This is a genomic window from Lactiplantibacillus xiangfangensis, from assembly GCF_001438845.1.
GTDB lineage: Bacteria > Bacillota > Bacilli > Lactobacillales > Lactobacillaceae > Lactiplantibacillus > Lactiplantibacillus xiangfangensis.
The window spans coordinates 43,635-64,503 of record NZ_JQCL01000089.1 but is presented as its reverse complement, the minus strand read 5'-3'; the positions used below and the strand labels follow the sequence as shown (position 1 = coordinate 64,503).

Here is a 20,869-nt window from a genome sequence, read left to right as displayed (position 1 = left end):
GGATCACCCCTTATTCGCTTGTAATTGTTTAATTTCTTCGTCGTATTCAGTTTGATAATCGTATAACGGGGTTGGGTAATCGCCGTTGAAATAAGCCATACATAGCCCGCCATACGGTGCATCTACCTTCAAACCGACCGCGTCGATCACCCCTTGTTCACTCAAGAATCCGAGTGAATCGGCGCCAAACGTCTGACACATCTCTGGTAACGTCTCCTGCGCCGCAATCAATTCCCTGGTCGTTTGAATATCGATACCATAAAAACAAGGGTAGCGAAGTGGTGGTGACGCAATCCGCAGGTGAACGGACTTGGCGCCCGCATCCTTCAAGAGTTTGACGATGCGCTTACTAGTCGTTCCCCGCACGATCGAATCATCGATCAGAACAACCCGTTTACCATCGACCACCCCTTTAACGGCGGAGAGCTTCATCCGCACCCCTTGCTCCCGCAAAGCTTGGGTCGGTTGAATAAACGTCCGTGACGAGTATTGATTTTTAATCAAGCCCATTTCATAAGGCAACCCGCTAGCTTCAGCGTAACCGGTCGCTGCGGATAATGATGAATTAGGCACACCGACCACGATGTCCGCGTCCACTGGCTGTTCTTTAGCGAGCTGGGCCCCCATCCGTTTACGGGCAGAATGCACGTTTACCCCGTGGATGTTGGAATCTGGACGAGCGAAGTAAATATACTCCATGGAACAAATTGCGAGTTGCGTATCCGTGGTGTAATGATCGATCGTTAGTCCATTGTCATCGATCGTCAGTAACTGTCCCGGTTGAACGTCTTGGATGAACGTTGCGCCAATGGCATCCAGCGCACACGTCTCACTAGAAACCACGTATCCGCCCGTAGGTAACTGTCCGACCACTAGCGGGCGTAAACCATTCGGATCAAGCGCCGCAAACAAGCGGTCGTTTGTCAGGAGTAAGTAGGCAAAGCCACCGTGAATCTGACGTAAGGCATCTTTGATTTGCTCCGTTAAAGTTGCCGCGGGACTCCGGCGAATCAAATGCATTAAGATCTCGCTGTCGGAACTAGCGTGAAAGATTGCGCCGTGCATTTCTAATCGCCGCCGTAACGTAATCGCATTTGTCAGGTTACCGTTATGTGCTAACGCAAACTGGCAATCACTAAAGTTGAACCCGAGTGGCTGAATGTTCTCAAGACCATGGTTTCCGGCCGTCGCGTACCGGACGTGCCCAACCGCAGCGGTCCCGTTCAACCGTTCTAACCGGCGGGGATCCCGGAAAACGTCAGCTAGCAATCCCAAACCACGTTCTGACTTCAGGGTTCCGTTGTCGTTAGCCGTGATTCCGGCGCCTTCCTGTCCACGATGTTGTAGGGCGTGAAGACCAAAATAAGTCAGCTGGGCTGCATCTGGTGACCCCCAAACGCCGAACACGCCACACTCTTCATTTAAACTCTTTACTTCAGTAGGCATGGTAAAGACCCTTCCCAAAGTTGTTTTGCAAAACTGACTGGCAAATCAAAGGTTTGATCACTCGTCTGAACAAATAGCCGGTCATCTGCCGTCGTTTGCCCCAAATAAGTGGCGTATGGTTCCATTAAACTTTCAAAGTCCGCACGGTGTTCCGGCGTGACCGAAATCACAAAGCGGGACTGCGTTTCAGAGAAGAAATCTGCGGCGGGAATCTCGCTGGTTAGCTTGACCCCAACGCCGTTACCAAAGCAAGATTCGGCAATCGTCGTAATCAGACCACCCTCAGAAACATCGTGAGCACTGGCGACTAAGCCTTTTTGAATGGCACGTAATAGTAAACGCTGGTTTTGATTTTCAGTGACGAGGTCAAAGTCGAATAATTCGCCGGCAATGTCACCCGTCAACATCTTCTGTAATTCACTACCGTTGAAGTCCGCACCAGTTTCACCGAGGACATAAACGGCGTCGCCAGCGTGTTTAAAGTCTTGCGTCGTAATGTCTTTTTGATGCTTAATCAGGCCGACCATCCCAATCATCGGTGTCGGATAAATTGGTTCACCGTTGGATTCATTATTCAACGAAACGTTTCCTGAAATAACGGGCGTATTGAACAACTGGCAAGCACGGGCAATTCCCATGGCCGATTCATCGAGGTCATAGAACTGGTCGGGCTTTTCTGGATTTCCATAATTCAAGCAATCAGTAATTCCTAATGGCAAACCGCCGGAAGCAACGATATTACGGGCCGCTTCCGCAACGGCGATTTCCCCACCGACCCGTGGGTTCAAGTAAAGGTAGCGCCCATTAACGTCGGTCGTCACGGCTAACGCCTTATCCGTGTGGCGAATACGAATGACCCCAGCATCCGATCCCGGTTTCACAACGGTATTCGTCTGTACCTGTGAGTCGTAAGTTTCGTATAAAGATTTTTTAGATGCAATCGTCGGTTGTTGTAACATCTTCTTCAGCGTCCCAGTGGCATCCACAATGCGTGGCATGAACTGGTGATGGCTCTGATGATTCAAGCGGACGGGGCGTTTTTTCTCCCGCTGGTATACGGGCGCCTTCGTTGCCAACGCATCGACTGGAACGTCCGCAACCAGCTTACCGTGATGGAACAACTGGTATTGATGCCCATCCGTCACTTTTCCAATCGTAACTGCGTCCAAGCCGTACTTTTCAAAGACTTGATAAATTTCAGCTTCGGCACCGGCTTTAACACATAACAGCATCCGTTCCTGTGACTCGGATAACATCAGTTCAAACGGTGTCATCCCTGCTTCTCGTTGCGGTACTAAATCAAGATTCAATTCCAAACCGCTACCAGCTTTAGAAGCCATTTCAGCGGATGACGATACTAGTCCGGCAGCACCCATGTCTTGAATCCCAACCAAGACATCCCGATGGTCATGGATTACTTCTAAGCAAGCTTCCATCAATAGTTTTTCCATAAACGGATCGCCAACTTGGACAGCGGAACGTTGCGTGTCCTTAGCATCATTAAATTCAGCGGAGGCAAACGACGCTCCGTTAATGCCGTCACGACCAGTCTTGGCACCGACATAGATAACGCTATTACCGAGGCCCGTTGCCTGCCCTTTTTGAATATCTTTTTGATTTAAAATTCCCACGCACATGGCGTTTACCAACGGATTTTTATCATAGCTTGCGTCAAAGACGGTATCGCCACCAATGGTTGGAATTCCGATACAGTTCCCGTAACCACCAATCCCAGCAACCACTTGTGAGATCAAATACTTGGTATGAGCATCGTCGGGTTCACCAAACCGTAAACTATCAAGTAATGCAATGGGACGCGCACCCATTGAGAAGATGTCGCGAATAATTCCACCAACCCCGGTTGCAGCCCCTTCATAAGGCTCCACGGCTGACGGATGATTATGACTTTCCGCTTTAAAAACGACGGCCTGGCCGTCACCGATATCAATAATTCCGGCACCTTCACCAGGGCCCTCTAAGACTTGTTCACCCTGCGTCCAAAACTTCTTCAAGACGGGCTTGGAATTCTTGTAGGAACAATGTTCGCTCCACATGCCAGAAAACAACCCGGCTTCCGTATAGTTTGGTAACCGGCCAAGAACGTCATCCGTTAATAACTGGTATTCCGCATCCGTTAAGCCCCAATCACGGTACGCCTTGGTATCACGTAGTTGCGTGGGCGTTAATTCAGTTTGCTTAAGCATGGGTGACCTCCTTGTTAGCGGCAATTAGTGATTGGAAAATACCTAGTCCATCAGTTGAACCCAGAATGGCTTCCACGGCCCGTTCTGGATGGGGCATCATGCCGAGTACGTTGCCAGCTTGGTTCATCACCCCCGCAATATTAGCGGTGCTGCCGTTCGGATTATCAACGTATTCAAAGACAATCTGCTGGTGTTCTTGTAACGTCGTCAACGTTTCATCGTCGCAATAATAGTTGCCTTCGCCGTGTGCAATTGGCAACTGAATATGGGCTTGTGAGGCGTAGGCACTAGAAAATTGGGTCTGGTTGTTTTTAACGATCAGTTCACTCGTTTTACAGATAAATTTCGAAGACCGATTCGCTTGGAGTGCGCCTGGCAATAGGCCCGCTTCAGTTAAGATTTGAAAGCCGTTGCAGATTCCCATCACGGGTTTTCCAGCAGCGGCAAACGCTTTAACCGCAGTCATGACCGGGGCAAAGCGCGCAATCGCACCGCTCCGTAAATAGTCACCGTACGAAAAACCACCGGGTAAAATAACTGCGTCGTAACCAGTCAAAGTCGTTGTATCAGCAGAAACTAGGTCCGCTTCCATCTTTAAAATATCCCGTAACGCGTTGACCATGTCGTAGTCGCAGTTGGAACCGGGAAATACAGGTACGGCAAATTTCATGGCTTATAATGCCTCCATCTCGGTAATTTCGTAGCGGTAAGTTTCCATATTAACGTTTGCTAACAACTGATCACACATTTCGTCAACTTCCGTGGCTACCGGCCGCTTGTCGGCGTGCATCTTAACTTCAAAGTACTTGCCTAATTCAACTTCATCCACATTGGTGTAGCCTAGCCGGTGCAAGGCATCGTGGACGGCTTCGCCCTTAGGATCAAGAATGGATTGCTTGTAGGTCACATAAATTTTTACTAAATACATTATTGTTGGCCCCCTTCAACGGTCGCTAAACGCTTCAAAACTTCTTGATAAACAGTCGTTAAATCACCCAAGTTTTTACGAAAGACATCTTTATCCAATGATTGGTGAGTCGTTTTATCAACTAACCGGCAACTGTCAGGTGAAATTTCATCAGCTAACAAGACGTGGCCGTCCGCCGTTAATCCAAACTCAATTTTAAAATCAACCAGTTGTACGTTCATTTCAGCAAAAATCGTTTGTAACCGCGTATTAACTAACAACGCTTGGCGCTTCATTTCAGCTACGGTCGATTCATCCGCCACTTGCAATGCGGCAACTTGTGAATCGTTGATAAACGGGTCATCCAAGGCATCACTCTTATAAAAGAATTCTAAGACTGGTTGATCGAAGGTCATTAAGTGAGAAACGCCAAACTTGCGTTCAAAGCTACCGGACGCAGCGTTACGCACAACGGTTTCCAACGGGATCATTTTGACCCGCCGTACTAGTTGGACGTGGTCGGAAAGTTGTTCGATGAAGTGATTTTTAATGCCGTGCTTGGCAAGGTCCGTAAAAATCAAACTAGAGATACGGTTATTCAATAACCCCTTCTCGTCCACGGCGACCTTCCGCTTACCATTCAACGCAGTGGCTTGATCCAAGTATTCCACCCATAAAACTTCTGGATCGTCAGTTGCGTACATTTCTTTTGCTTTCCCGGTATATAATAATTCGCCCTTTTTAAACGTCGTTGTCATGCCTATTGTTCTCCCTTCAAGAGATCCAAAGATGCTAGTGCCAAATCAATGTTTTGATTCAAAACGGTCACGTGTCCCATCTTACGTTGCGGTTTGATCTCCGCTTTCCCATAGTCGTGAAAATGCCACTCGGGATGGTCCACTAAGTGTTTGCGTGCCACCGTCAAGTCCATGCCTAATAAGTTTCGCATCACGGCCGGCGTCGTTTGCACAACGGCCGGAATTGGTAACCCACAAATGCTTCGAATGTGTGCCTCAAACTGTGAAATATTGCAGGCTTCAATCGTATAATGACCGGAATTATGTGGTCGGGGCGCTAATTCATTAACGAGTAACGTATCATCCGGTAGAACAAAGAATTCGATCCCCAAGACGCCGCGTAATTCGAGCGCCTCCGCAATTGATACGGCAATTTTGCGGGCCGCTGCGTGAACCTTTGGCCGAACGTTTGCTGGAGCAATCGTGGTGTGCAAAATATGATGTTGGTGCCGATTCTCAACTAAGGGGAACGTGGTTACGACACCACTAGCGCTACGAGTGACCATCATTGAAACTTCAAGTTGGAACTCCTGACGCGCTTCTAAAATACATGGATATTGTAAAAGTGTTATCGCTTCTGGCGTGACGACGGGTTGGTTTAGGTCCGTTTGACCATGACCATCATAGCCGCCCGTCACCGTTTTAAGAATGGCCGGTGTACCGACCCGGTTTAAAGCATAATTTAAGGATTGTTGATCGTAGACCGGGGCAAAAGCCGTGACCGGAATACCGTGATCGTGTAAGAATTGTTTTTCGTTTAACCGGTTTCCGGTTATATGTAATAACTCGGTCCCCTGAGGTAATTGCGCAAATTGTTGGGCGGCTTCTAACGCCGCCTCATCAACATTTTCAAACTCATAGGTCAAGACATCACTACGCTTTGCAAGTGCCATCAACGCGTCTTGATCCTGATAATCCGCTATGATTTGAAAATCTGAAACTTGAGCTGCCGGCGCTTGGGGCGTTGGGTCTAACACGCCAACGTGGTACCCCATCGCCTTAGCACTCAAAGCCATCATTTGACCGAGTTGACCACCGCCAACGATGCCAATCGTAGCTGGCGGTAAAATTGGTTGCCTAGAATTGGCGTTCACTTTGTTCAGCCTCCTGCCGTTGTTGGTCGCGAAAGTCGCTGACTGCACGTTGAATTCGTTGATCCTGCAAACCCAGAATTTGTGCGGCCATCAACGCCGCGTTCTTAGCACCAGCCTCACCGATTGCCATCGTCGCTACTGGAACGCCACCTGGCATCTGGACAATTGAAAGCAATGAATCAACACCATTAAGCGCCCGGGTCTTAATTGGCACACCAATGACGGGTAAAACCGTATTAGCTGCCAACATCCCTGGTAAATGGGCCGCACCCCCGGCGCCCGCGATAATGACTTGCAGGCCACTTTTAACCGCGTTTTCACCGTATTCCTGTAACGTTTGCGGCATCCGGTGTGCCGAAATAACATGTCGTTCGTACGTAATTTCCATTGCTTCCAGTTGCTTGGCCGCCACCTGCATGGTCGGCCAATCGGAAATCGAACCCATGATCAAACCAACTTTTGCCATCTCGATCCCTCTTTCCTTGTTTTCACCCATAGTTTAGCAACCATCGTTCGGCCTGTCAACGAATTTCTTAACTTTATCGATAAATTAACTTTTAATTGTTCGTGTTTTCTATCAAGAATATTAATCTTATTAACCAACAATCAAAGGCTAAACGGTTGACTGGCAAAGAAATATCGACTGATTGTTGTCTGCTAGCGGTTGAACAAATCAATTAGACTATAAATATATTTATGGCGTGAAATACGAACATTGTCCTAACACTGATTTACGAGCCTTCCAACCAGCAGCCACAAAAAAAGCCACCCGCAATTTTGCGAGTGACTGCTTTCATTATTAAATTTAATCGTTAGCTGATGCGCCTGAAACTTCATCAACTGCTGGTGCTTCGCTCTTTTCAACCGGTGCCTCATCGGTATCAGCTGAAGCGCCTGAAACTTCGTCAGGTTTAGGTGTCGTTGCTTTAGATGAAGCACCTGAAACGGCATCAGTCTTAGCATTCGGATCTTTAACTAACTTTTGGCCAGTTAAGCCAAGGTAGTACTTAACGATTGGTAAGATATCCAATACGAATTCGTTAACCCCTTGGAATTCGCCTTTATCATTGTGCATCGCTTGGTAATAGTGCATATCGCACTTATCACCGTTGCTTGGTACGGGAAGCTTAAATAAGTCCGTCTTGCCCGTCCGTAAAATGTGAATTGCTTGTTTAACGTGAGGAATCGCCCGCTTTGGATGGCAGTCAGCGAGTGGATTTCCAACTTGTGCTGGCTTCCGGGAAGCTGACATGTTCTTGGCGTCAGTCTGGTGGTTATAGTATAAGAACTGGTTATTCGCATCCACGAAGGTCAGTTCCATTGGCATTGAATTAAGGAAGTAATTCAACTGGTCGACCGTCAAAACCCCACAGTCCAACCGGACATAGGTGTTACCAGTGACCGCGTTCGTCTTTGCAGTGGCTTGGTCGACCCAGTCAGCGGCGTGCATGTTCAGGCCTTTAATAGTCGTCGGTACACTCCCCGTTGCATTAAGATCTTCACTCTGCCAGTCATCGTCATCAGCCTTCTTGTTCATCGAGTTAATCACTTTAACAAACTTGATAAACTTGCCTAAAGTTTCCTTTAAAAAGCTAATCGTCCGGTCATCTTTGAGGTTGTGTTGATCGTCAAACGCCTGTTTAACGTCGCCCAATAAGAATTCATTACCAGGCATCACAACGGCGTCGACCCCGGGTGATTCCAAAATCTGACGTAAATTCAACTGTGCCCGTGATGAACCTTGGTCATAGTATGAAGCTCCGACAATCATAACGGGTTTGCCGGACATTGGGTGAATCTTGAATGACAACCATTCAATCACACTTTTTAAAGCCGCCGTGATGGTGTGATTATGTTCTGGTGTGGCGATAATGACCCCGTCAGCACCTTCGATTTTGCGCTTTAAGTATTGAACGGCTTCCCCATCAGTTTGGTCATCACTCTGATTAAACATTGGGACATCTTGAATATCCAATATTTCAACGTCAACCATGTCACTAAAATGGTTTGCAATAAATTTTAATAAGGTCCGGTTGTAAGAATGATCTTCAACTGAGCCCGCAATTCCAACTAATTTCATGAGTTTAACTCCCTTCTATAACTTATCCCAGTCAAGATCCCGAACTTCTTGCTTGTTAGCGGCATTCGCATGCGTTAACTTTTGGGTAATTTCAACGAAAACTTGGAAATCTGCGAATAAGCCGTCAAGCTTAGCCACTTTTTGTTCGTCTACTAAGTTGCCCGCGTCATCAAACGCTTGTAAGGAATGTCCTAATAAGAATTCAGAACTTGGCATGATCCGCGCCCGTAGTTCAGGTGAATCTAAGATTTGACGCAAGTGCGCTTGGGCCCGTGATGTTCCTAAAGAACCGTACGAAGCCCCAATAATCATAACGGGTTTATCAACCAGCGGATGGATATAAAATGAAAGCCATTCGAGGGCGTTCATTAAAACGGCTGGTGCCGAATGGTCATATTCTGGCGTGCTAATAATGACCCCGTCAGCATCAGAAATCTTATCCGCCATGCTCTGCGCTAGCGCAGGAACCTTTTTGTCTTCAGGCTTATTAAAGATTGGCAAGTCCTTAATTTCCATTAATTCAATTTCAGCTTGGTCAGCAAAGTGACTTTGCATGTACTGCAATAATTTGCGGTTAGTTGATTCGGTCGAGTTGGTTCCGACCATCGCGATAAATTTATGCATTTAAAACAACTCCTTCATAAGAAATAGTCTAAAATTATATCATTTTCGAATCATTATCTATATTGTAAGTGATTTCACGATATAAATCAAAAAATATTTAAGCGGTTACAACTACATGTTAACGGGAAATCACCCGAAAGTCTACCGCTATTAAAGTTAAGTCTTAATTACCACTGCTCATTAAGTAACCACTAGAAAATCATTCCAAATACAACCGTTGTAAATCCGTAATTTCATTTTTAGTTAATTTTAATTCGGTCCGTAAGTAGTGGGACAAGTTCCCAGACTGACGCTTGATTTCGGTCATCGCAGCGTCTAGATAAGCCGGGTCAACTGACCAAAGTGCGCGTAAACTATCGACCGTTTCTTTCGAAGCACCCTTAGCTTGAGCCGCCTTCGTTGCACCTTCAATGCGATCCACTGACGCCACGTTGGTCAACAAGTAGTCCGACTTAATCGTTTCAAAGTCAACGCCTAACGCCGTCAATAAGAAAACGGCCCCCATCCCGGTACGGTCTTTACCCGCAGTACAGTGGAATAGTAAAACGTCGTCTGGCTTATCATTAGCTAGCAAATTATCAAAGAAACGACGGTATTCATTTTTGGCGTGCTGTTCCGTCACGATCATGCGGTAAACTTTCAACATGTGCCGGAAACCACTGTCGGGATGTTCTTCTAGGTTGGCCGTCATCTTATCACTGCCGTCCGAGTTCTTCGTCTCATCAACGTTAAACACTGGCGCGTAGACGTACTTAGCGTTACCAGGAACCCGGTCAGGCGCGTCCAGCACTTCTTGAGGTGAACGGAAATCGATGTCGTAGCGCACACCATACTGATCCAAAAAGCTTTGATCGGTCGCGGTCAAGTCGCTGAGGCTTCCCGTACGAATTACTTTGTGCCACTTCGTTTGTTTGCTATCTTTGGTCTGGTACCCACCCATTTCGCGAAAATTGATGCCCTTTTCCATGGTCAAAATACGGTTCTGTGTCATTATTACGGCCACCTTTTCTATTAAATGTCTTACTTCTATTCTAACATTGCTACCAAACAGGTCGAAGAAAGAAACACCATTAATTGACAAAGCTTTTGACCGTGAGAAAATAGAATTGGACGGTTTACATAGATGCATGTTTACGTGCAATCCACTAAATATTAAAGGAGTTTTTTTATGCCACTAGATTATTCAACTCAGGCCGACTGGGACTTCGTTGGTCAAACCCGACAGTCACCGATTGCCATTACAACCGCAGACGCCATCCCGTCACAGCTTTCCGCCATCAGCTGGCGCGGCCTTTACCAAGCTAACCACATTACGGGGGAAGCCACGACGCTCAAAGCTTCTGGAAACGGTATGGCCTACCTAAACGACCGGGACTTTAAGTTTCAACAGATCCATTTTCACACGCCCGCAGAACACACCCTCGATGGTACTAGTGCCCCCATTGAATGGCACCTCGTTCATCAAAGTGCTAGTGGCCAGCTTGCCGTCGTCGCTGTCTTTGGGCGTGTCGGTAAACCGAACACCAGCTTTCAGCAGTTACTAGATCAACTGACGCCCAATGCCAGCCACGACTTGACTGAGCCTATCGATTTAAGCGACTTATTGCCAACCACCGGAACGGTCTACCACTACTTAGGCTCTCTGACCACGCCGCCGTTGAGTGAAACCGTTGAATGGTACGTTTGTGCCGACACCGTCATGCTTGGTAAAGAGCAATTAGCCGCCTACCAACAATTATTTAAAGCTAATCACCGCGCGATTCAACCGTTAAACGACCGTGCCGTCTTAGCTGAACGATTCTAAACGACCTATCGAGGTGAGGGTATGCCTAAAAAAGTAATATGGGGATTGATTGCATGCGGGGCTTTCCTGCTGCTGATCATTGGCTTAGGGCTTGCCACCCAGCTCAAACGTGACCAAACGAGCCACGTCATAACCCAACAAAACCGGCCGCTGATTATGATTGCTGGTAGTAATAGCACACCTAATAATTTTGACGACATTATTAAGTCACTCAACGCCCAGCATCAGCATCCGGTCATTAACGTGACCGTGACGAACAGCCAAGCTATCAAAGTCAAACAAAACCGCGTTGAGGGAACTAATCTCAATGACGCTTTGATCGTTGTCTTCTTTGAAAATAGTACGGATACGAATGCCAACATCATGACTCAAACTAACGGACTGGCAAAAGTCATGCGTTATCTTCAAAAAAAATTTAAACTAAAAACGGCCAACGCCTTAGGCTACTCAAACGGCGGGCTAATTTGGAGCCGCTACATCGCGGGACTGACTAGTTCCAAGCCCCTGCCGATTCACGATCTCATGTTAGTGGGTACCCCATTTTTGGGGACGGATGAAGATCATCCCGACCACGAACTCTACGACCCGTTGCTTAAAGCTCAAGCGCACTTTAAATCATTGCACGCAGTCGTTAACGTTGCCGGCGATACGAGCAGCGGTAATGACAACGTTGTCCCGTTAACCAGCGTGACCGCCGGCGGTAAGTTATTCATGAACACTGCCGGTCGCTACACACAAATGACCGTTAACATCAAAGACATTAGCCACGGCAACCTCCTACAGGAAAGTTACGTGGCACGACTAGTTCGGCAAAACCTAGTCAACCAATAATCGTTTTATCAAAAAAAGCGGGTAACACCGACGACATTATTGTCATCAGTGTTACCCGCTATTGATTTAAGGTTGAATCACTGGAACTAATTTAAGCGCTGTCATGGCACCGCTTATCGTCAAAAAATCAGCAATTTTCAACGCTTCGCCGGCAGAATCAGTGGGCCATGGGGTCGGCTGCAGACAGAGAGCGGTCTGCCGGCTACGCTAAGATTATTTTAAAATAAACCGGTTAAATTTGTCAGCAACCTCAACATAGCTGGAAGTTGCCTATGATAAATGTGACGCTAATCGGATGCTCGGAGGTTGCCACTGATGACATCGGTCGTGAAAGTGGTCTTTGACCGGTGATTTTCCGGTCTTAGACCACGGACGGTCCGGAACAATTGTGTTTTTTTGCAAGTGTTCCGGGCGAGGGGCGAGACCGCTCTTTGGCTCGCCCCGGTCCCACGACTGCATGTCATCAGTGGCAGCCGGAATAACTACTCACAGGTAGCTAATTAAGATTAGTCTAGATATTGACACAACAGTAATCAATTTCTAAATTTAACGTTCAATTAAGAGTTTGCCGTAGCCACAAATCGCGCCAATTCATCGGCGGACATTCCAGCACTGACACCTACTAATAATTTAATGCGCGCCTTTTGCCCGTTTAATCCCTGACAGAAAATAACGCCCATCTGTTTCAGCTGAACGCCGCCACCCTCATAGGCGTAGACGTCCTGTGCAATCCCATTAAAGCACCGTGAAACTAAGGCCACTGGAATATTCATGTCCAACAATTTTTGAATTGCTGGCAACGTGGCCGGTGGCATATTCCCCGCACCTAACGCTTCAATGACAACGCCGTGCGTACTTGGTTGCGCGATGGCTTCAAACAACTCTGGTCCCATCCCAGCGTAAGCCTTAATCAAAAAGACGTTATCCGTCACCGTTTGAATTGGGCAAACCGTGGAACGCAATAAGGATTCAAAAAAGACTACGCCGTGATTGGCAACTAACCCAATCGGACCAAAAGTCGGTGTCCGGAACGTCGCCACGTTGGTGGTATGGGTCTTCGTTACGTACCGTGCCGAATGAATTTCATCATTCATCACAACTAAAACACCTTTATCAGCGGCATCCGGCGAACTAGCCGTCTGAATCGCCGTCTCCAAATTATGCAGGCCATCCGACCCAATCTCATTAGCTGAACGCATCGCACCGGTCACAACAACCGCCAACTCGTTAGGCAGCGTTAAGTCTAGAAAATACGCCGTTTCTTCCAATGTATCGGTTCCGTGGGTCACAACGACGCCGTCTACGCCTTCATGGGCCGCTTTATCAATGCGTTGCTTCAACGCTAGCATCCGTTCTGGCGTGATGTGTGGCGATGGTAAATTAAAGACGTCTTCCGTTTCAAGTTGAATATCCGCACCAAATGAACTTTGGTACTGATCTAACGGATTTTCAGCGCCCGGAACCACGTTCCCCGAAGCATCTGCGGACATCGCAATCGTCCCACCCGTATGTAGAACTAATATCTTTTTCAAGTTTCTTTTCCTCCTATTAACTGCCTTTTCGACCTAACTCAGTACTGGTAATTTTAGGCTAGCCCCAATCAGAATGCAATTAAAATCAGGTTAGTTTCCACATTGCGTCCATCCCTCATCGCACACCAATGGTGTAACAATTAAAAACATTGACCTATCAACGTTTAACCCACCAATTACCTCAACGCCCACCGAAAACAGTTGACAGTTTGGTCCGTTGCTTTTATAGTTAGTTACATAAGCAACTAACCAAGCAACAAACTAACAAGCAATTAAAGGAGTTTTAAAAATGACAACACCAATTATGACGGTCAGTGATTTACACAAAACCTATGGTAAAGCTGGCACCAAACAGTACGAGGCTTTAAAAGGCATCGACTTTTCAGTTCAACCAGGTGAATTCGTCGGCATCATGGGCGCTTCCGGTTCTGGTAAAACGACCTTGTTAAACATGTTAGCAACGTTAGACCAACCAACTAGTGGCGAAGTAACGATTCACCAGCAACCCATTACCCATTTGAAAGGGAACCAACTGGCCGACTTTCGAGCAAAAGAAATTGGCTTCATTTTCCAAGATTTCAACCTATTAGAAACAATGACGGCTTATGAAAATATCGCGTTGCCATTAACTTTACAAAAGGTTCCTGCTAAGAAGATTCGTCCCGCTGTGGAAAACGTTGCGACCCAACTTGGGATTCAAGACTTCCTGACGAACTATCCTAACGAACTATCAGGTGGTCAAAAGCAACGAGTCGCCGCCGCCCGGGCACTGATTAACGAACCCGCAATGCTCTTCGGCGACGAACCGACCGGGGCTTTAGATTCCAAGTCAGCCCGCGAGTTATTGGACCTCTTCACCAAGATCAATCACGACCAAAACGTCTCCATTCTGCTCGTTACCCACGATCCGTTTTCCGCAAGCTACTGCCAACGGATTCTCTTCATCAAAGACGGTCGGATCGGCCAAGAATTACGCCGTGGAGAAATGAACCGTAGTGATTTTTATCAACAGATTCTGGATAACCTCGGGACCTTTGAACAGTAAACCCGCCGCAAAAAAGGAGTACTTTCTACTATGTTAACTAAACTTGCATTGACCGGCTTCAAAAACCGCTGGCGTGACTACCTGGTCCTATTCTCCGGGTTAATCATGTCCAGCGCGATCTTCTACATGTTTGAAGCCCTCGCCACTAACCACGACTTTTTAAAACAAAACACGGGCATTAGCATGGTCGGGATCATTTTCCAATTTGGCTCCGTTCTGCTAACCATTATTACACTGGTCTACATCAGTTATGCCAACTCATTTTTACTCAGTATGCGTAAGCGCGACTACGGTTTGTTCATGTTAGTTGGGGCTCGTAAGAGTAAAATTGGTCAACTGATTTGGCTTGAAACGTTACTCGTCGGTGTCGTTGCGACCGTCATTGGAATCATCTTTGGGACTGCCCTAACCGCCGGCATTAGCCGCCTGTTGATCAGCAGTATGGATTTAACGTTACATCACCTCTCAGCTTGGTACCTGCCAGCTGCCGGCATTACCTTATTGCTCTACGTCGGCTTGTTCCTGCTTGCCGGTCTGTTTAACCTAGTAACCTTAACCAAAACCCCAGCCCTTAAGTTATTACACAGTAACGATCAGCCTAACCGGCCCCGCTTAAAACCAGCGCGTCAACTACTTGAAATTATCGTTGGCTTAATTGCCATCGCAATTGGCTACTGGTCCATGGCCCACCTGGACACGTTACAACTTGCCGGTATCGGCATTGCTTTGGTCACGATCGTATTAGGGACCTACTTCCTATTCAACGCCATCTTCGTTTGGTTGATGGTTGGGTTAAAACGCCTGCCATTTGCACAGCGCGGTTTGAACAGTTTTACGTTATCCCAACTCAGTTTTAGAATTCGTAACTATACAAAAATGTTATCAATCGTCGCCATGCTATTCGCCTTAGCGCTCGGTGCGATTACTGTCGGCATGGGCTTCCACGCCCAAACACCTAAACTGGCCGCGTCAAGCAACGCCTACGACATGGGAATCGTTAACGCGACGACGGCAGAAAAACAACAAGTTACCGCTTTAAAACCAACCACCAACGTGACGTACCACTTTAAAACGGACAAGAAAGCTGTTTATTACCAAGCAACCGAATTTGACCAGCACCCGTTTACTACGATTAATATGCAGGGGAAGAACCAACTGAACTTTAAACGAAAAACGAACGACGCAAAGCAACTCAGCAAGTCCCCAGCAAGCTACCAATTATCACAGTTACAAGCTAGTCAGAGCCAAAATAAGGCCAACGTATTCTTAAGTGCTAAGGATTACCAAAAACTGGCACAACCCGAACACAGCCTAACCGTCTTTGCGACTAACGACGTCACGCAACACCTCCCAGCCTTAAAACGACTTGCAAAAGTTCAAGGTCAGCGTGACCACGGCTTAGTTGACAACATGCTCGGTGGTCGTTACGGGAATTACGTGATGATTAACGGTATGTATTCCGGCCTAGAATTCATGGGACTCTTCTTAGGAATCGCATTTCTTGCCATGTTAGCAAGTTGTTTAATGTTCAAGATTCTCTCAGGCGCGGATGCTGACAAACATCGTTACGCCATGCTAGACAAGATTGGGACGACGCACCAACAATTGCGGGGAGCAATTAATAAGGAAATCGCCGTACTCTTCATCTTACCTGGCATTGTCGGTGTTATTCACGTGCTCTTCGGTTTACAAATGTTCAAGTTTTTGATGGTCGTTTCACCGTACACCGGCATTTGGTTACCATTCGTCATTTTTGCCGGCTTGTACCTGCTCTACTACTTACTGACCGTTACAATCTATCGCAGAATCGTTTTACAATAACCTTTTGGAGGAGGAATGAATCATGGTATACTTTGGATTAGTCGCTTTATTAATCGTTATTACACCGCTGCACCGTTACGTTCTCGCTAACCGCCAAGCATTTTGGTTAGGAACGCTGATGCCCCTACTTTGGGTGGGCACTAACGTGTTGTTGGCCAACTTAATGCCCTTGGAACACCAAGACATTTTGTTGGCGGTTCTCGGCAGCCTCCTCCTTCTATCGAGCTGGGTTGCGGCCCGCATCGACCGTACAGAACAACAATTGCAAGTGTCACGCCACCATAAGGTCGCCACGAAATAACGGTTAGTCACACTGCAATGAGGTGAAGAAAATGCAGTTCAACTTTAATAGTACGGAGCCGATCTACTTGCAAGTTGCGGATCAAATTGAAGAAGCAATTTTCACGCAGACCTTCGTTGAGGGCGAACAAATCCCTTCGACGACCGAAATCTCCAAAGAATTTCATATTAACCCGGCAACCGTGCTCAAAGGAATGAACATCCTCGTTGATGCCAACCTAATTGAGAAACGGCGTGGCGTTGGCATGTTCGTCATTGCCGGTGCCCAGGCCCGAATTGTCGAAAAACGACGTGACCAGTTTTATACCGATTACGTTAAAAAATTGGTGAGTGAAGCTAAAAAACTCCACATCACACAAGCAGAATTAGCCAAACTAATCGAACGGGGGTTTTCCGCATCATGAGCATTCAAGTTCAAGGCGTACAACAATCATTTCATGGCCATACGATTTTAGAGGACCTAAACTTAACCCTAGAACCTAATAAGATTTACGGGTTACTTGGTCGTAACGGTGCCGGTAAAAGTACACTTTTAAACATCATTAGTAATCGCATTCGACCAACCCACGGTACCGTCACGCTGGATGGCGAATCGATGCACGATAACGACCACACGCTAGGCAAAATTTACCTCATGAGTGAGGTAAACATGTACCCCGAGCGAAGCCGGGTCAAGAACTTGTTCAAAACGACCCGCTTATTGTACGGTGGTTTCAATGATGCCTACGCGGCAAAGTTAGTGCACGCCTTTGGACTCGACATTAACGCTCGTTTCGGAAAGCTTTCAACCGGTTACCGGTCAATTTTCAAGTTGATTATTGCGTTGTGTGTGCCCGTCGACTATGTCTTCCTAGACGAACCAGTCTTAGGATTAGATGCTAATCACCGTGAACTCTTCTACCAAGAACTGATTGAAACTTACAGTGACCAGCCGCGGACGTTCGTGATTTCAACTCATTTGATCGAAGAAATCGCTAATTTAATCGAACACGTCTTTGTCCTTAACGACCATCACATCATCGTTAACGGCGAAGTGCCCGATATTTTAGCCAAGTCCTACACGATTTCCGGACCACAAACGGACGTGGAAGCCTACACCGCTAATCTGAACATCGTCGGCGAAGACCATTTGGGTGGTATCACCGCTCACTACGTCTACGGGGCACTAGAAAACGACCGGCCAATTCCCGATACCGTTAAAGTCGATCACCTTGATTTACAAAAATTGTTCGTCATTTTAACGAACACCAAGGAGGAAGCCACCGCATATGTCAACTAAATTACGCGTAACGACCCGCTACCTACTGATGAATCAGCTTAAAGCGCTTGGTGAAGCATTTTTGGCCGTAATTGCCATTTTCATAATCATCCCGTTCATACTAGCAGTTGTCTCGGGTAACCTTAGCGATTTTTCACTGCCCAATACGATTGCAAACTTCAGCTGGGGCTTCTTGATTGGTGCTTTTATCTTTCTCTATGATTCGTTAACTTACGACAACTTCAAACTATTCATCCAAAACGGGCTTTCACGGAAAACCTTTTGGGCGGCAAAGATTGTCACCACCGCCATCATTGCCGTGATTGGTGAACTGTTTGCTGCCTTTTACCGTTACGCCATTTCCGCGCCAATTTGGGGCATCAGTGCCCACGCAGCGTTAATGAAGACGCCTTACAGTCTGTACGGCAATTTTTTCGGGAGTAATGTTTGGATCAACATTTTGGTTAGTCTCCTATTTACCATTATTTTCTTCATTGCTACTGGGATAACCGGCATGGCCATCGGTGGCGGACTGGCCCTCCTGAGTAAGTGGGGCCAACGTATCGTAATCGTTGTCGTCCCCGTTGTTGCCATCTTTCTGATTGGTTTCGTTGGCAATAGCAGCGCCGACAAACAGGTTCATTATGACTTCACGTGGCTAGCCAACTTACTCAAGTTCTTAATTGGATACCCGCAACACGAGCCTGCCATTGCAGGTTCCTTCAGCCCGGCCGTTCCAATGATCACTATGCTGATTGGCGGTGCCATCATGGCCGCCATCGCATACGGTTTTAACCAACTACTAAAAGTTAAAAATTAATCAAATCAAAAACGTCTTCTACCAAGTCATTTCATGACTGATAGAAGACGTTTTTATTTGACTATTTCGGAATTGCTATCCCTATAAATACTAGGGCATCGCAATTATCCGTTTAAATTACTTTGTCACTTGGGTGTTCATCAAATCGGTCTTAACCACGATAACATCCGTCAACGCATTGCGTTGTACGTAAGTCGTTACAGACCCTTCTAAGACCCGCTCCATCGCATTTAGGCCGGTCGAGCCCATCATGATTAAATCATTGTGGTGATCAGCAACGAAGTCCTGCGAAATAATTGGCTTCGGACTGCCCATGCGAATATGAAAATCGATATCTTCAAACCCGTCTTTTTTGATTTTAGCAACGGTCTCTTTTAAGTAGGCTTCGGAATCCTGAACTAGCTGGTAAGTAATGTCGCCATCGGCTAAACCGGCTAAGTTATACCCAAACTGGCCAGGGTCGACGACGGCTAGGACATCAACGTGTGCTTCGTTACGCTTAGCAACCGCAACCGCCTTGTTGAGAGCAACCTCCGCCTGTTTGGAACCATCCAAGGGAACTAAAATATTCGTATATTCTTGTAACATTTACGCCACACCCTTTCCATCTACTACCTTTATTTTACCATTTATCGCGCCTGAATGCGTTGTCATTTCCATCCCCAAGATGTTTGGGAACGTTAAGTAACGAACCCGGTCACCACTGCTGATCAGTTTTACACAACATTTACACAAACGGCGCCGATTATTTACACGTAGCACCTACAATGTAACTAATCTATGGGGGAGGCGGTTCTGTGTTAGCTTTAAACATTCAACCGGGCATCATTACCAGTCAAACCATCACCGTTAATGAGGAACTTAGCTACCGCGTGACACTAGTAGCCAATCGACATCAGCGGCACTTCACGTTAAAGGTCACTGCCCTGACGTTGCTAGGCGCAACCGTCATTGAGGTGACACACTTTACTGATCTTAGTCAGGCCCGCCATCAATTCACATCAACCGTCACACATCTCGCAAAACCGTAATCTAATTATTTCTTCACGCACTTTTATGGTAGGATAAAACTTATCAAACAAGCCGTGAGTGAGGGTTAATTTTAAACATGGGACAACAATTGCAGCATCTCTGGCACCGTTACAAAAGCGTGCTAGCTTACTTATTTTTTGGCGGTTTAACGACCGTCGTCAACTATCTCGTTTTTTGGATTTTTAACATGTTCTGCTCATACTTAATCGCCAACACGTTCGCTTGGTTCTTATCGGTACTCTTTGCCTATGTGACCAATAAGTTATGGGTTTTCGACGCTAAGACCCCGACCGTCCGCGCACGCCTAAAGGAAGCCACATCTTTCTTTGGGTTCCGCTTATTAAGCTATTTTGTGGACCAGGGTATCATGATTGTCGGGATTTCTTTCTTACACGGCAACGACTTGATCGTCAAATTGATTGATCAAGTTTTAATCGTCGTTTTGAACTGGTTTTTCAGTAAATTGTTTATTTTCAAAGATCGCGATGTTTAAATTAAACGCAGGCTCAAAATGGCAAAACTGTCATTTTGAGCCTGCGTTTAGTTTTAAGCATTCTCTTAAGGTCAGTTTCAGTTTACAATAGAAAAAAACGTTCTAGGAGGAATTGAAAATGACCCTTACCGCTCCAGAGAGTGACTACCTCGTCACCGTTTTAACCAATCAATTATTCAGCTTATTAAGCCGTGTCAACCGCTGGCAAACGCACAGCCTCACCCAACACCAATATGATCAGCAAGTTGAAGAAACGCTAGCCCCCGAACTTAAACTACTGACCCAACTCGCTTTAAAGCTCCAACCAACTGTCGCAGATCAAGATCAGCTAGGCGCGCTCAACGCCGGCATTGCCAAGTTAACGGCGGCCACGACCTACCAGTTGACCGCGACCCAATTAGATCAAGCCAACGAACGGCGCATGAATCGCCACTACCGCCATTAAATCGTCACCGTCAACCATGGGGCGCATATTTAACAGAAAATTCAAATTTCGATCACGGGATAGCTATTTTTAGTCGCTACAATAGAGTTATAAATTAATTAACGTGTATCGAAAGAAGGAGGGCCCCCATGTTTTTAATTGTTTATTGTACACTCGCAATCGCAGTTTTCTTTTGGCTGTTTGGTTTTATTAAAGCCGCCGTTATCACTGCGTTATTAACCCTGGCCATGGTTGCTTACTCCTTCATCCGGCGCCAGATCAACCGGCGCCGGCTTCTGAAGCAACGCACCGCAACCAACAAATCTCGTTAACTATGCGTTCTTGAAATTTAACAAC

24 protein-coding genes are annotated in these 20,869 nt (G+C 46.6%); 12 read left to right on the top strand and 12 right to left on the bottom strand.

Going from position 1 to position 20,869, the window contains the following annotated elements:
* Positions 1-3: 3 nt before the first annotated feature.
* The 10 genes from purF to IV64_RS11560 form a co-directional block, all read right to left on the bottom strand.
* Positions 4-1,446 carry an amidophosphoribosyltransferase gene (purF, locus tag IV64_RS11605; protein WP_057707417.1) on the bottom strand — a complete coding sequence of 481 codons (1,443 nt, stop codon included), beginning with the start codon at positions 1,444-1,446 and terminating at the stop codon, positions 4-6.
* Positions 1,431-3,650, bottom strand: coding sequence for a phosphoribosylformylglycinamidine synthase subunit PurL (gene purL, locus IV64_RS11600; protein WP_057707410.1), 2,220 nt, complete (start codon positions 3,648-3,650; stop codon positions 1,431-1,433). The genes purF and purL overlap by 16 nt, the downstream gene beginning before the upstream one ends.
* On the bottom strand, positions 3,643-4,320 hold the full coding sequence (gene purQ, locus IV64_RS11595; RefSeq protein WP_057707409.1) for a phosphoribosylformylglycinamidine synthase subunit PurQ: 678 nt from the start codon (positions 4,318-4,320) through the stop codon (positions 3,643-3,645). The genes purL and purQ overlap by 8 nt, the downstream gene beginning before the upstream one ends.
* Before the next feature lie 3 nt (positions 4,321-4,323).
* Positions 4,324-4,578: a phosphoribosylformylglycinamidine synthase subunit PurS gene (gene purS, locus IV64_RS11590; protein ID WP_057707408.1), complete on the bottom strand. Its 255-nt coding sequence runs from the start codon at positions 4,576-4,578 to the stop codon at positions 4,324-4,326.
* Entirely contained in the window at positions 4,578-5,315 is a 738-nt protein-coding gene (gene purC, locus IV64_RS11585; protein WP_057707407.1) for a phosphoribosylaminoimidazolesuccinocarboxamide synthase, read from the bottom strand. The genes purS and purC overlap by 1 nt, the downstream gene beginning before the upstream one ends.
* A gap of 2 nt (positions 5,316-5,317) precedes the next feature.
* Positions 5,318-6,448 carry a 5-(carboxyamino)imidazole ribonucleotide synthase gene (gene purK, locus IV64_RS11580; RefSeq protein ID WP_057707406.1) on the bottom strand — a complete coding sequence of 377 codons (1,131 nt, stop codon included), beginning with the start codon at positions 6,446-6,448 and terminating at the stop codon, positions 5,318-5,320.
* Positions 6,432-6,914 carry a 5-(carboxyamino)imidazole ribonucleotide mutase gene (purE, locus tag IV64_RS11575; protein ID WP_057707405.1) on the bottom strand — a complete coding sequence of 161 codons (483 nt, stop codon included), beginning with the start codon at positions 6,912-6,914 and terminating at the stop codon, positions 6,432-6,434. The genes purK and purE overlap by 17 nt, the downstream gene beginning before the upstream one ends.
* 339 nt (positions 6,915-7,253) lie before the next feature.
* Complete coding sequence (locus IV64_RS11570; RefSeq protein WP_057707404.1) at positions 7,254-8,528, bottom strand: NAD(P)H-dependent oxidoreductase; 1,275 nt, start codon at positions 8,526-8,528, stop codon at positions 7,254-7,256.
* Between the two features lie 15 nt (positions 8,529-8,543).
* The gene (locus IV64_RS11565) at positions 8,544-9,152 is read right to left on the bottom strand and encodes an NADPH-dependent FMN reductase (protein ID WP_057707403.1); all 609 of its coding nucleotides are present in this window, start codon (positions 9,150-9,152) and stop codon (positions 8,544-8,546) included.
* A 199-nt stretch (positions 9,153-9,351) separates the two neighbouring features.
* Entirely contained in the window at positions 9,352-10,143 is a 792-nt protein-coding gene (locus IV64_RS11560) for a tyrosine-protein phosphatase (protein WP_057707402.1), read from the bottom strand.
* A 177-nt stretch (positions 10,144-10,320) separates the two neighbouring features.
* Here IV64_RS11560 and IV64_RS11555 point away from each other — a divergent pair, with 177 nt between their 5' ends.
* Both IV64_RS11555 and IV64_RS11550 read left to right on the top strand, forming a co-directional pair.
* The gene (locus tag IV64_RS11555) at positions 10,321-10,956 is read left to right on the top strand and encodes a carbonic anhydrase family protein (protein WP_057707401.1); all 636 of its coding nucleotides are present in this window, start codon (positions 10,321-10,323) and stop codon (positions 10,954-10,956) included.
* 21 nt (positions 10,957-10,977) lie between these two features.
* The gene (locus tag IV64_RS11550; protein ID WP_057707400.1) at positions 10,978-11,787 is read left to right on the top strand and encodes an alpha/beta hydrolase; all 810 of its coding nucleotides are present in this window, start codon (positions 10,978-10,980) and stop codon (positions 11,785-11,787) included.
* A gap of 557 nt (positions 11,788-12,344) precedes the next feature.
* Here IV64_RS11550 and IV64_RS11545 read toward each other — a convergent pair.
* Positions 12,345-13,319, bottom strand: a complete 975-nt coding sequence (locus tag IV64_RS11545) for an asparaginase (protein WP_057707399.1) — start codon at positions 13,317-13,319, stop codon at positions 12,345-12,347.
* A 289-nt stretch (positions 13,320-13,608) separates the two neighbouring features.
* On the opposite strand from IV64_RS11545, the gene IV64_RS11540 reads away from it, so the two are divergent.
* The 6 genes from IV64_RS11540 to IV64_RS11515 are packed head-to-tail and all read left to right on the top strand — an operon-like array spanning position 13,609 to position 18,563.
* Complete coding sequence (locus IV64_RS11540; RefSeq protein WP_057707398.1) at positions 13,609-14,364, top strand: ABC transporter ATP-binding protein; 756 nt, start codon at positions 13,609-13,611, stop codon at positions 14,362-14,364.
* Positions 14,365-14,394: 30 nt separating this feature from the next.
* Positions 14,395-16,185 (top strand): FtsX-like permease family protein, encoded by a 1,791-nt coding sequence (locus IV64_RS11535; RefSeq protein WP_057707397.1) that lies wholly within the window; start codon positions 14,395-14,397, stop codon positions 16,183-16,185.
* Between the two features lie 22 nt (positions 16,186-16,207).
* Positions 16,208-16,486 carry a hypothetical protein gene (locus IV64_RS11530; protein ID WP_057707396.1) on the top strand — a complete coding sequence of 93 codons (279 nt, stop codon included), beginning with the start codon at positions 16,208-16,210 and terminating at the stop codon, positions 16,484-16,486.
* A gap of 31 nt (positions 16,487-16,517) precedes the next feature.
* Complete coding sequence (locus tag IV64_RS11525) at positions 16,518-16,889, top strand: GntR family transcriptional regulator (RefSeq protein ID WP_057707395.1); 372 nt, start codon at positions 16,518-16,520, stop codon at positions 16,887-16,889.
* Positions 16,886-17,764 (top strand): ATP-binding cassette domain-containing protein, encoded by an 879-nt coding sequence (locus tag IV64_RS11520; RefSeq protein ID WP_057707394.1) that lies wholly within the window; start codon positions 16,886-16,888, stop codon positions 17,762-17,764. The genes IV64_RS11525 and IV64_RS11520 overlap by 4 nt, the downstream gene beginning before the upstream one ends.
* A complete protein-coding gene (locus tag IV64_RS11515; protein ID WP_057707393.1) occupies positions 17,754-18,563 on the top strand; it encodes a hypothetical protein in 810 nt (269 codons plus the stop codon). The genes IV64_RS11520 and IV64_RS11515 overlap by 11 nt, the downstream gene beginning before the upstream one ends.
* Before the next feature lie 117 nt (positions 18,564-18,680).
* Here IV64_RS11515 and IV64_RS11510 read toward each other — a convergent pair whose 3' ends face one another.
* Complete coding sequence (locus IV64_RS11510) at positions 18,681-19,151, bottom strand: universal stress protein (protein WP_057707392.1); 471 nt, start codon at positions 19,149-19,151, stop codon at positions 18,681-18,683.
* A gap of 209 nt (positions 19,152-19,360) precedes the next feature.
* Here IV64_RS11510 and IV64_RS11505 point away from each other — a divergent pair, with 209 nt between their 5' ends.
* From IV64_RS11505 to IV64_RS11490, 4 genes are all read left to right on the top strand, one after another.
* Entirely contained in the window at positions 19,361-19,594 is a 234-nt protein-coding gene (locus IV64_RS11505; RefSeq protein ID WP_057707391.1) for a hypothetical protein, read from the top strand.
* A gap of 77 nt (positions 19,595-19,671) precedes the next feature.
* Positions 19,672-20,088, top strand: coding sequence for a GtrA family protein (locus IV64_RS11500; RefSeq protein WP_057707390.1), 417 nt, complete (start codon positions 19,672-19,674; stop codon positions 20,086-20,088).
* 118 nt (positions 20,089-20,206) lie between these two features.
* Entirely contained in the window at positions 20,207-20,533 is a 327-nt protein-coding gene (locus IV64_RS11495; protein WP_057707389.1) for a hypothetical protein, read from the top strand.
* 128 nt (positions 20,534-20,661) lie between these two features.
* Positions 20,662-20,844, top strand: a complete 183-nt coding sequence (locus IV64_RS11490) for a hypothetical protein (RefSeq protein ID WP_057707388.1) — start codon at positions 20,662-20,664, stop codon at positions 20,842-20,844.
* Positions 20,845-20,869: the final 25 nt, after the last annotated feature.

Excerpts from the sequence above, each read along its gene's own strand:
- IV64_RS11530 (WP_057707396.1), top strand. The coding sequence starts at position 16,208 with ATGGTATACTTTGGATTAGTCGCTTTATTAATCGTTATTACACCGCTG.
- purQ (WP_057707409.1), bottom strand. The coding sequence starts at position 4,320 with ATGAAATTTGCCGTACCTGTATTTCCCGGTTCCAACTGCGACTACGAC.
- purE (WP_057707405.1), bottom strand. The coding sequence starts at position 6,914 with ATGGCAAAAGTTGGTTTGATCATGGGTTCGATTTCCGATTGGCCGACC.
- IV64_RS11500 (WP_057707390.1), top strand. The coding sequence starts at position 19,672 with ATGGGACAACAATTGCAGCATCTCTGGCACCGTTACAAAAGCGTGCTA.
- IV64_RS11515 (WP_057707393.1), top strand. The coding sequence starts at position 17,754 with ATGTCAACTAAATTACGCGTAACGACCCGCTACCTACTGATGAATCAG.
- IV64_RS11535 (WP_057707397.1), top strand. The coding sequence starts at position 14,395 with ATGTTAACTAAACTTGCATTGACCGGCTTCAAAAACCGCTGGCGTGAC.
- IV64_RS11570 (WP_057707404.1), bottom strand. The coding sequence starts at position 8,528 with ATGAAATTAGTTGGAATTGCGGGCTCAGTTGAAGATCATTCTTACAAC.
- IV64_RS11490 (WP_057707388.1), top strand. The coding sequence starts at position 20,662 with ATGTTTTTAATTGTTTATTGTACACTCGCAATCGCAGTTTTCTTTTGG.
- IV64_RS11540 (WP_057707398.1), top strand. The coding sequence starts at position 13,609 with ATGACAACACCAATTATGACGGTCAGTGATTTACACAAAACCTATGGT.
- purL (WP_057707410.1), bottom strand. The coding sequence starts at position 3,650 with ATGCTTAAGCAAACTGAATTAACGCCCACGCAACTACGTGATACCAAG.
- IV64_RS11555 (WP_057707401.1), top strand. The coding sequence starts at position 10,321 with ATGCCACTAGATTATTCAACTCAGGCCGACTGGGACTTCGTTGGTCAA.
- IV64_RS11525 (WP_057707395.1), top strand. The coding sequence starts at position 16,518 with ATGCAGTTCAACTTTAATAGTACGGAGCCGATCTACTTGCAAGTTGCG.
- purS (WP_057707408.1), bottom strand. The coding sequence starts at position 4,578 with ATGTATTTAGTAAAAATTTATGTGACCTACAAGCAATCCATTCTTGAT.
- purC (WP_057707407.1), bottom strand. The coding sequence starts at position 5,315 with ATGACAACGACGTTTAAAAAGGGCGAATTATTATATACCGGGAAAGCA.
- IV64_RS11565 (WP_057707403.1), bottom strand. The coding sequence starts at position 9,152 with ATGCATAAATTTATCGCGATGGTCGGAACCAACTCGACCGAATCAACT.
- IV64_RS11550 (WP_057707400.1), top strand. The coding sequence starts at position 10,978 with ATGCCTAAAAAAGTAATATGGGGATTGATTGCATGCGGGGCTTTCCTG.
- IV64_RS11510 (WP_057707392.1), bottom strand. The coding sequence starts at position 19,151 with ATGTTACAAGAATATACGAATATTTTAGTTCCCTTGGATGGTTCCAAA.
- IV64_RS11495 (WP_057707389.1), top strand. The coding sequence starts at position 20,207 with ATGACCCTTACCGCTCCAGAGAGTGACTACCTCGTCACCGTTTTAACC.
- IV64_RS11560 (WP_057707402.1), bottom strand. The coding sequence starts at position 10,143 with ATGACACAGAACCGTATTTTGACCATGGAAAAGGGCATCAATTTTCGC.
- IV64_RS11520 (WP_057707394.1), top strand. The coding sequence starts at position 16,886 with ATGAGCATTCAAGTTCAAGGCGTACAACAATCATTTCATGGCCATACG.
- purF (WP_057707417.1), bottom strand. The coding sequence starts at position 1,446 with ATGCCTACTGAAGTAAAGAGTTTAAATGAAGAGTGTGGCGTGTTCGGC.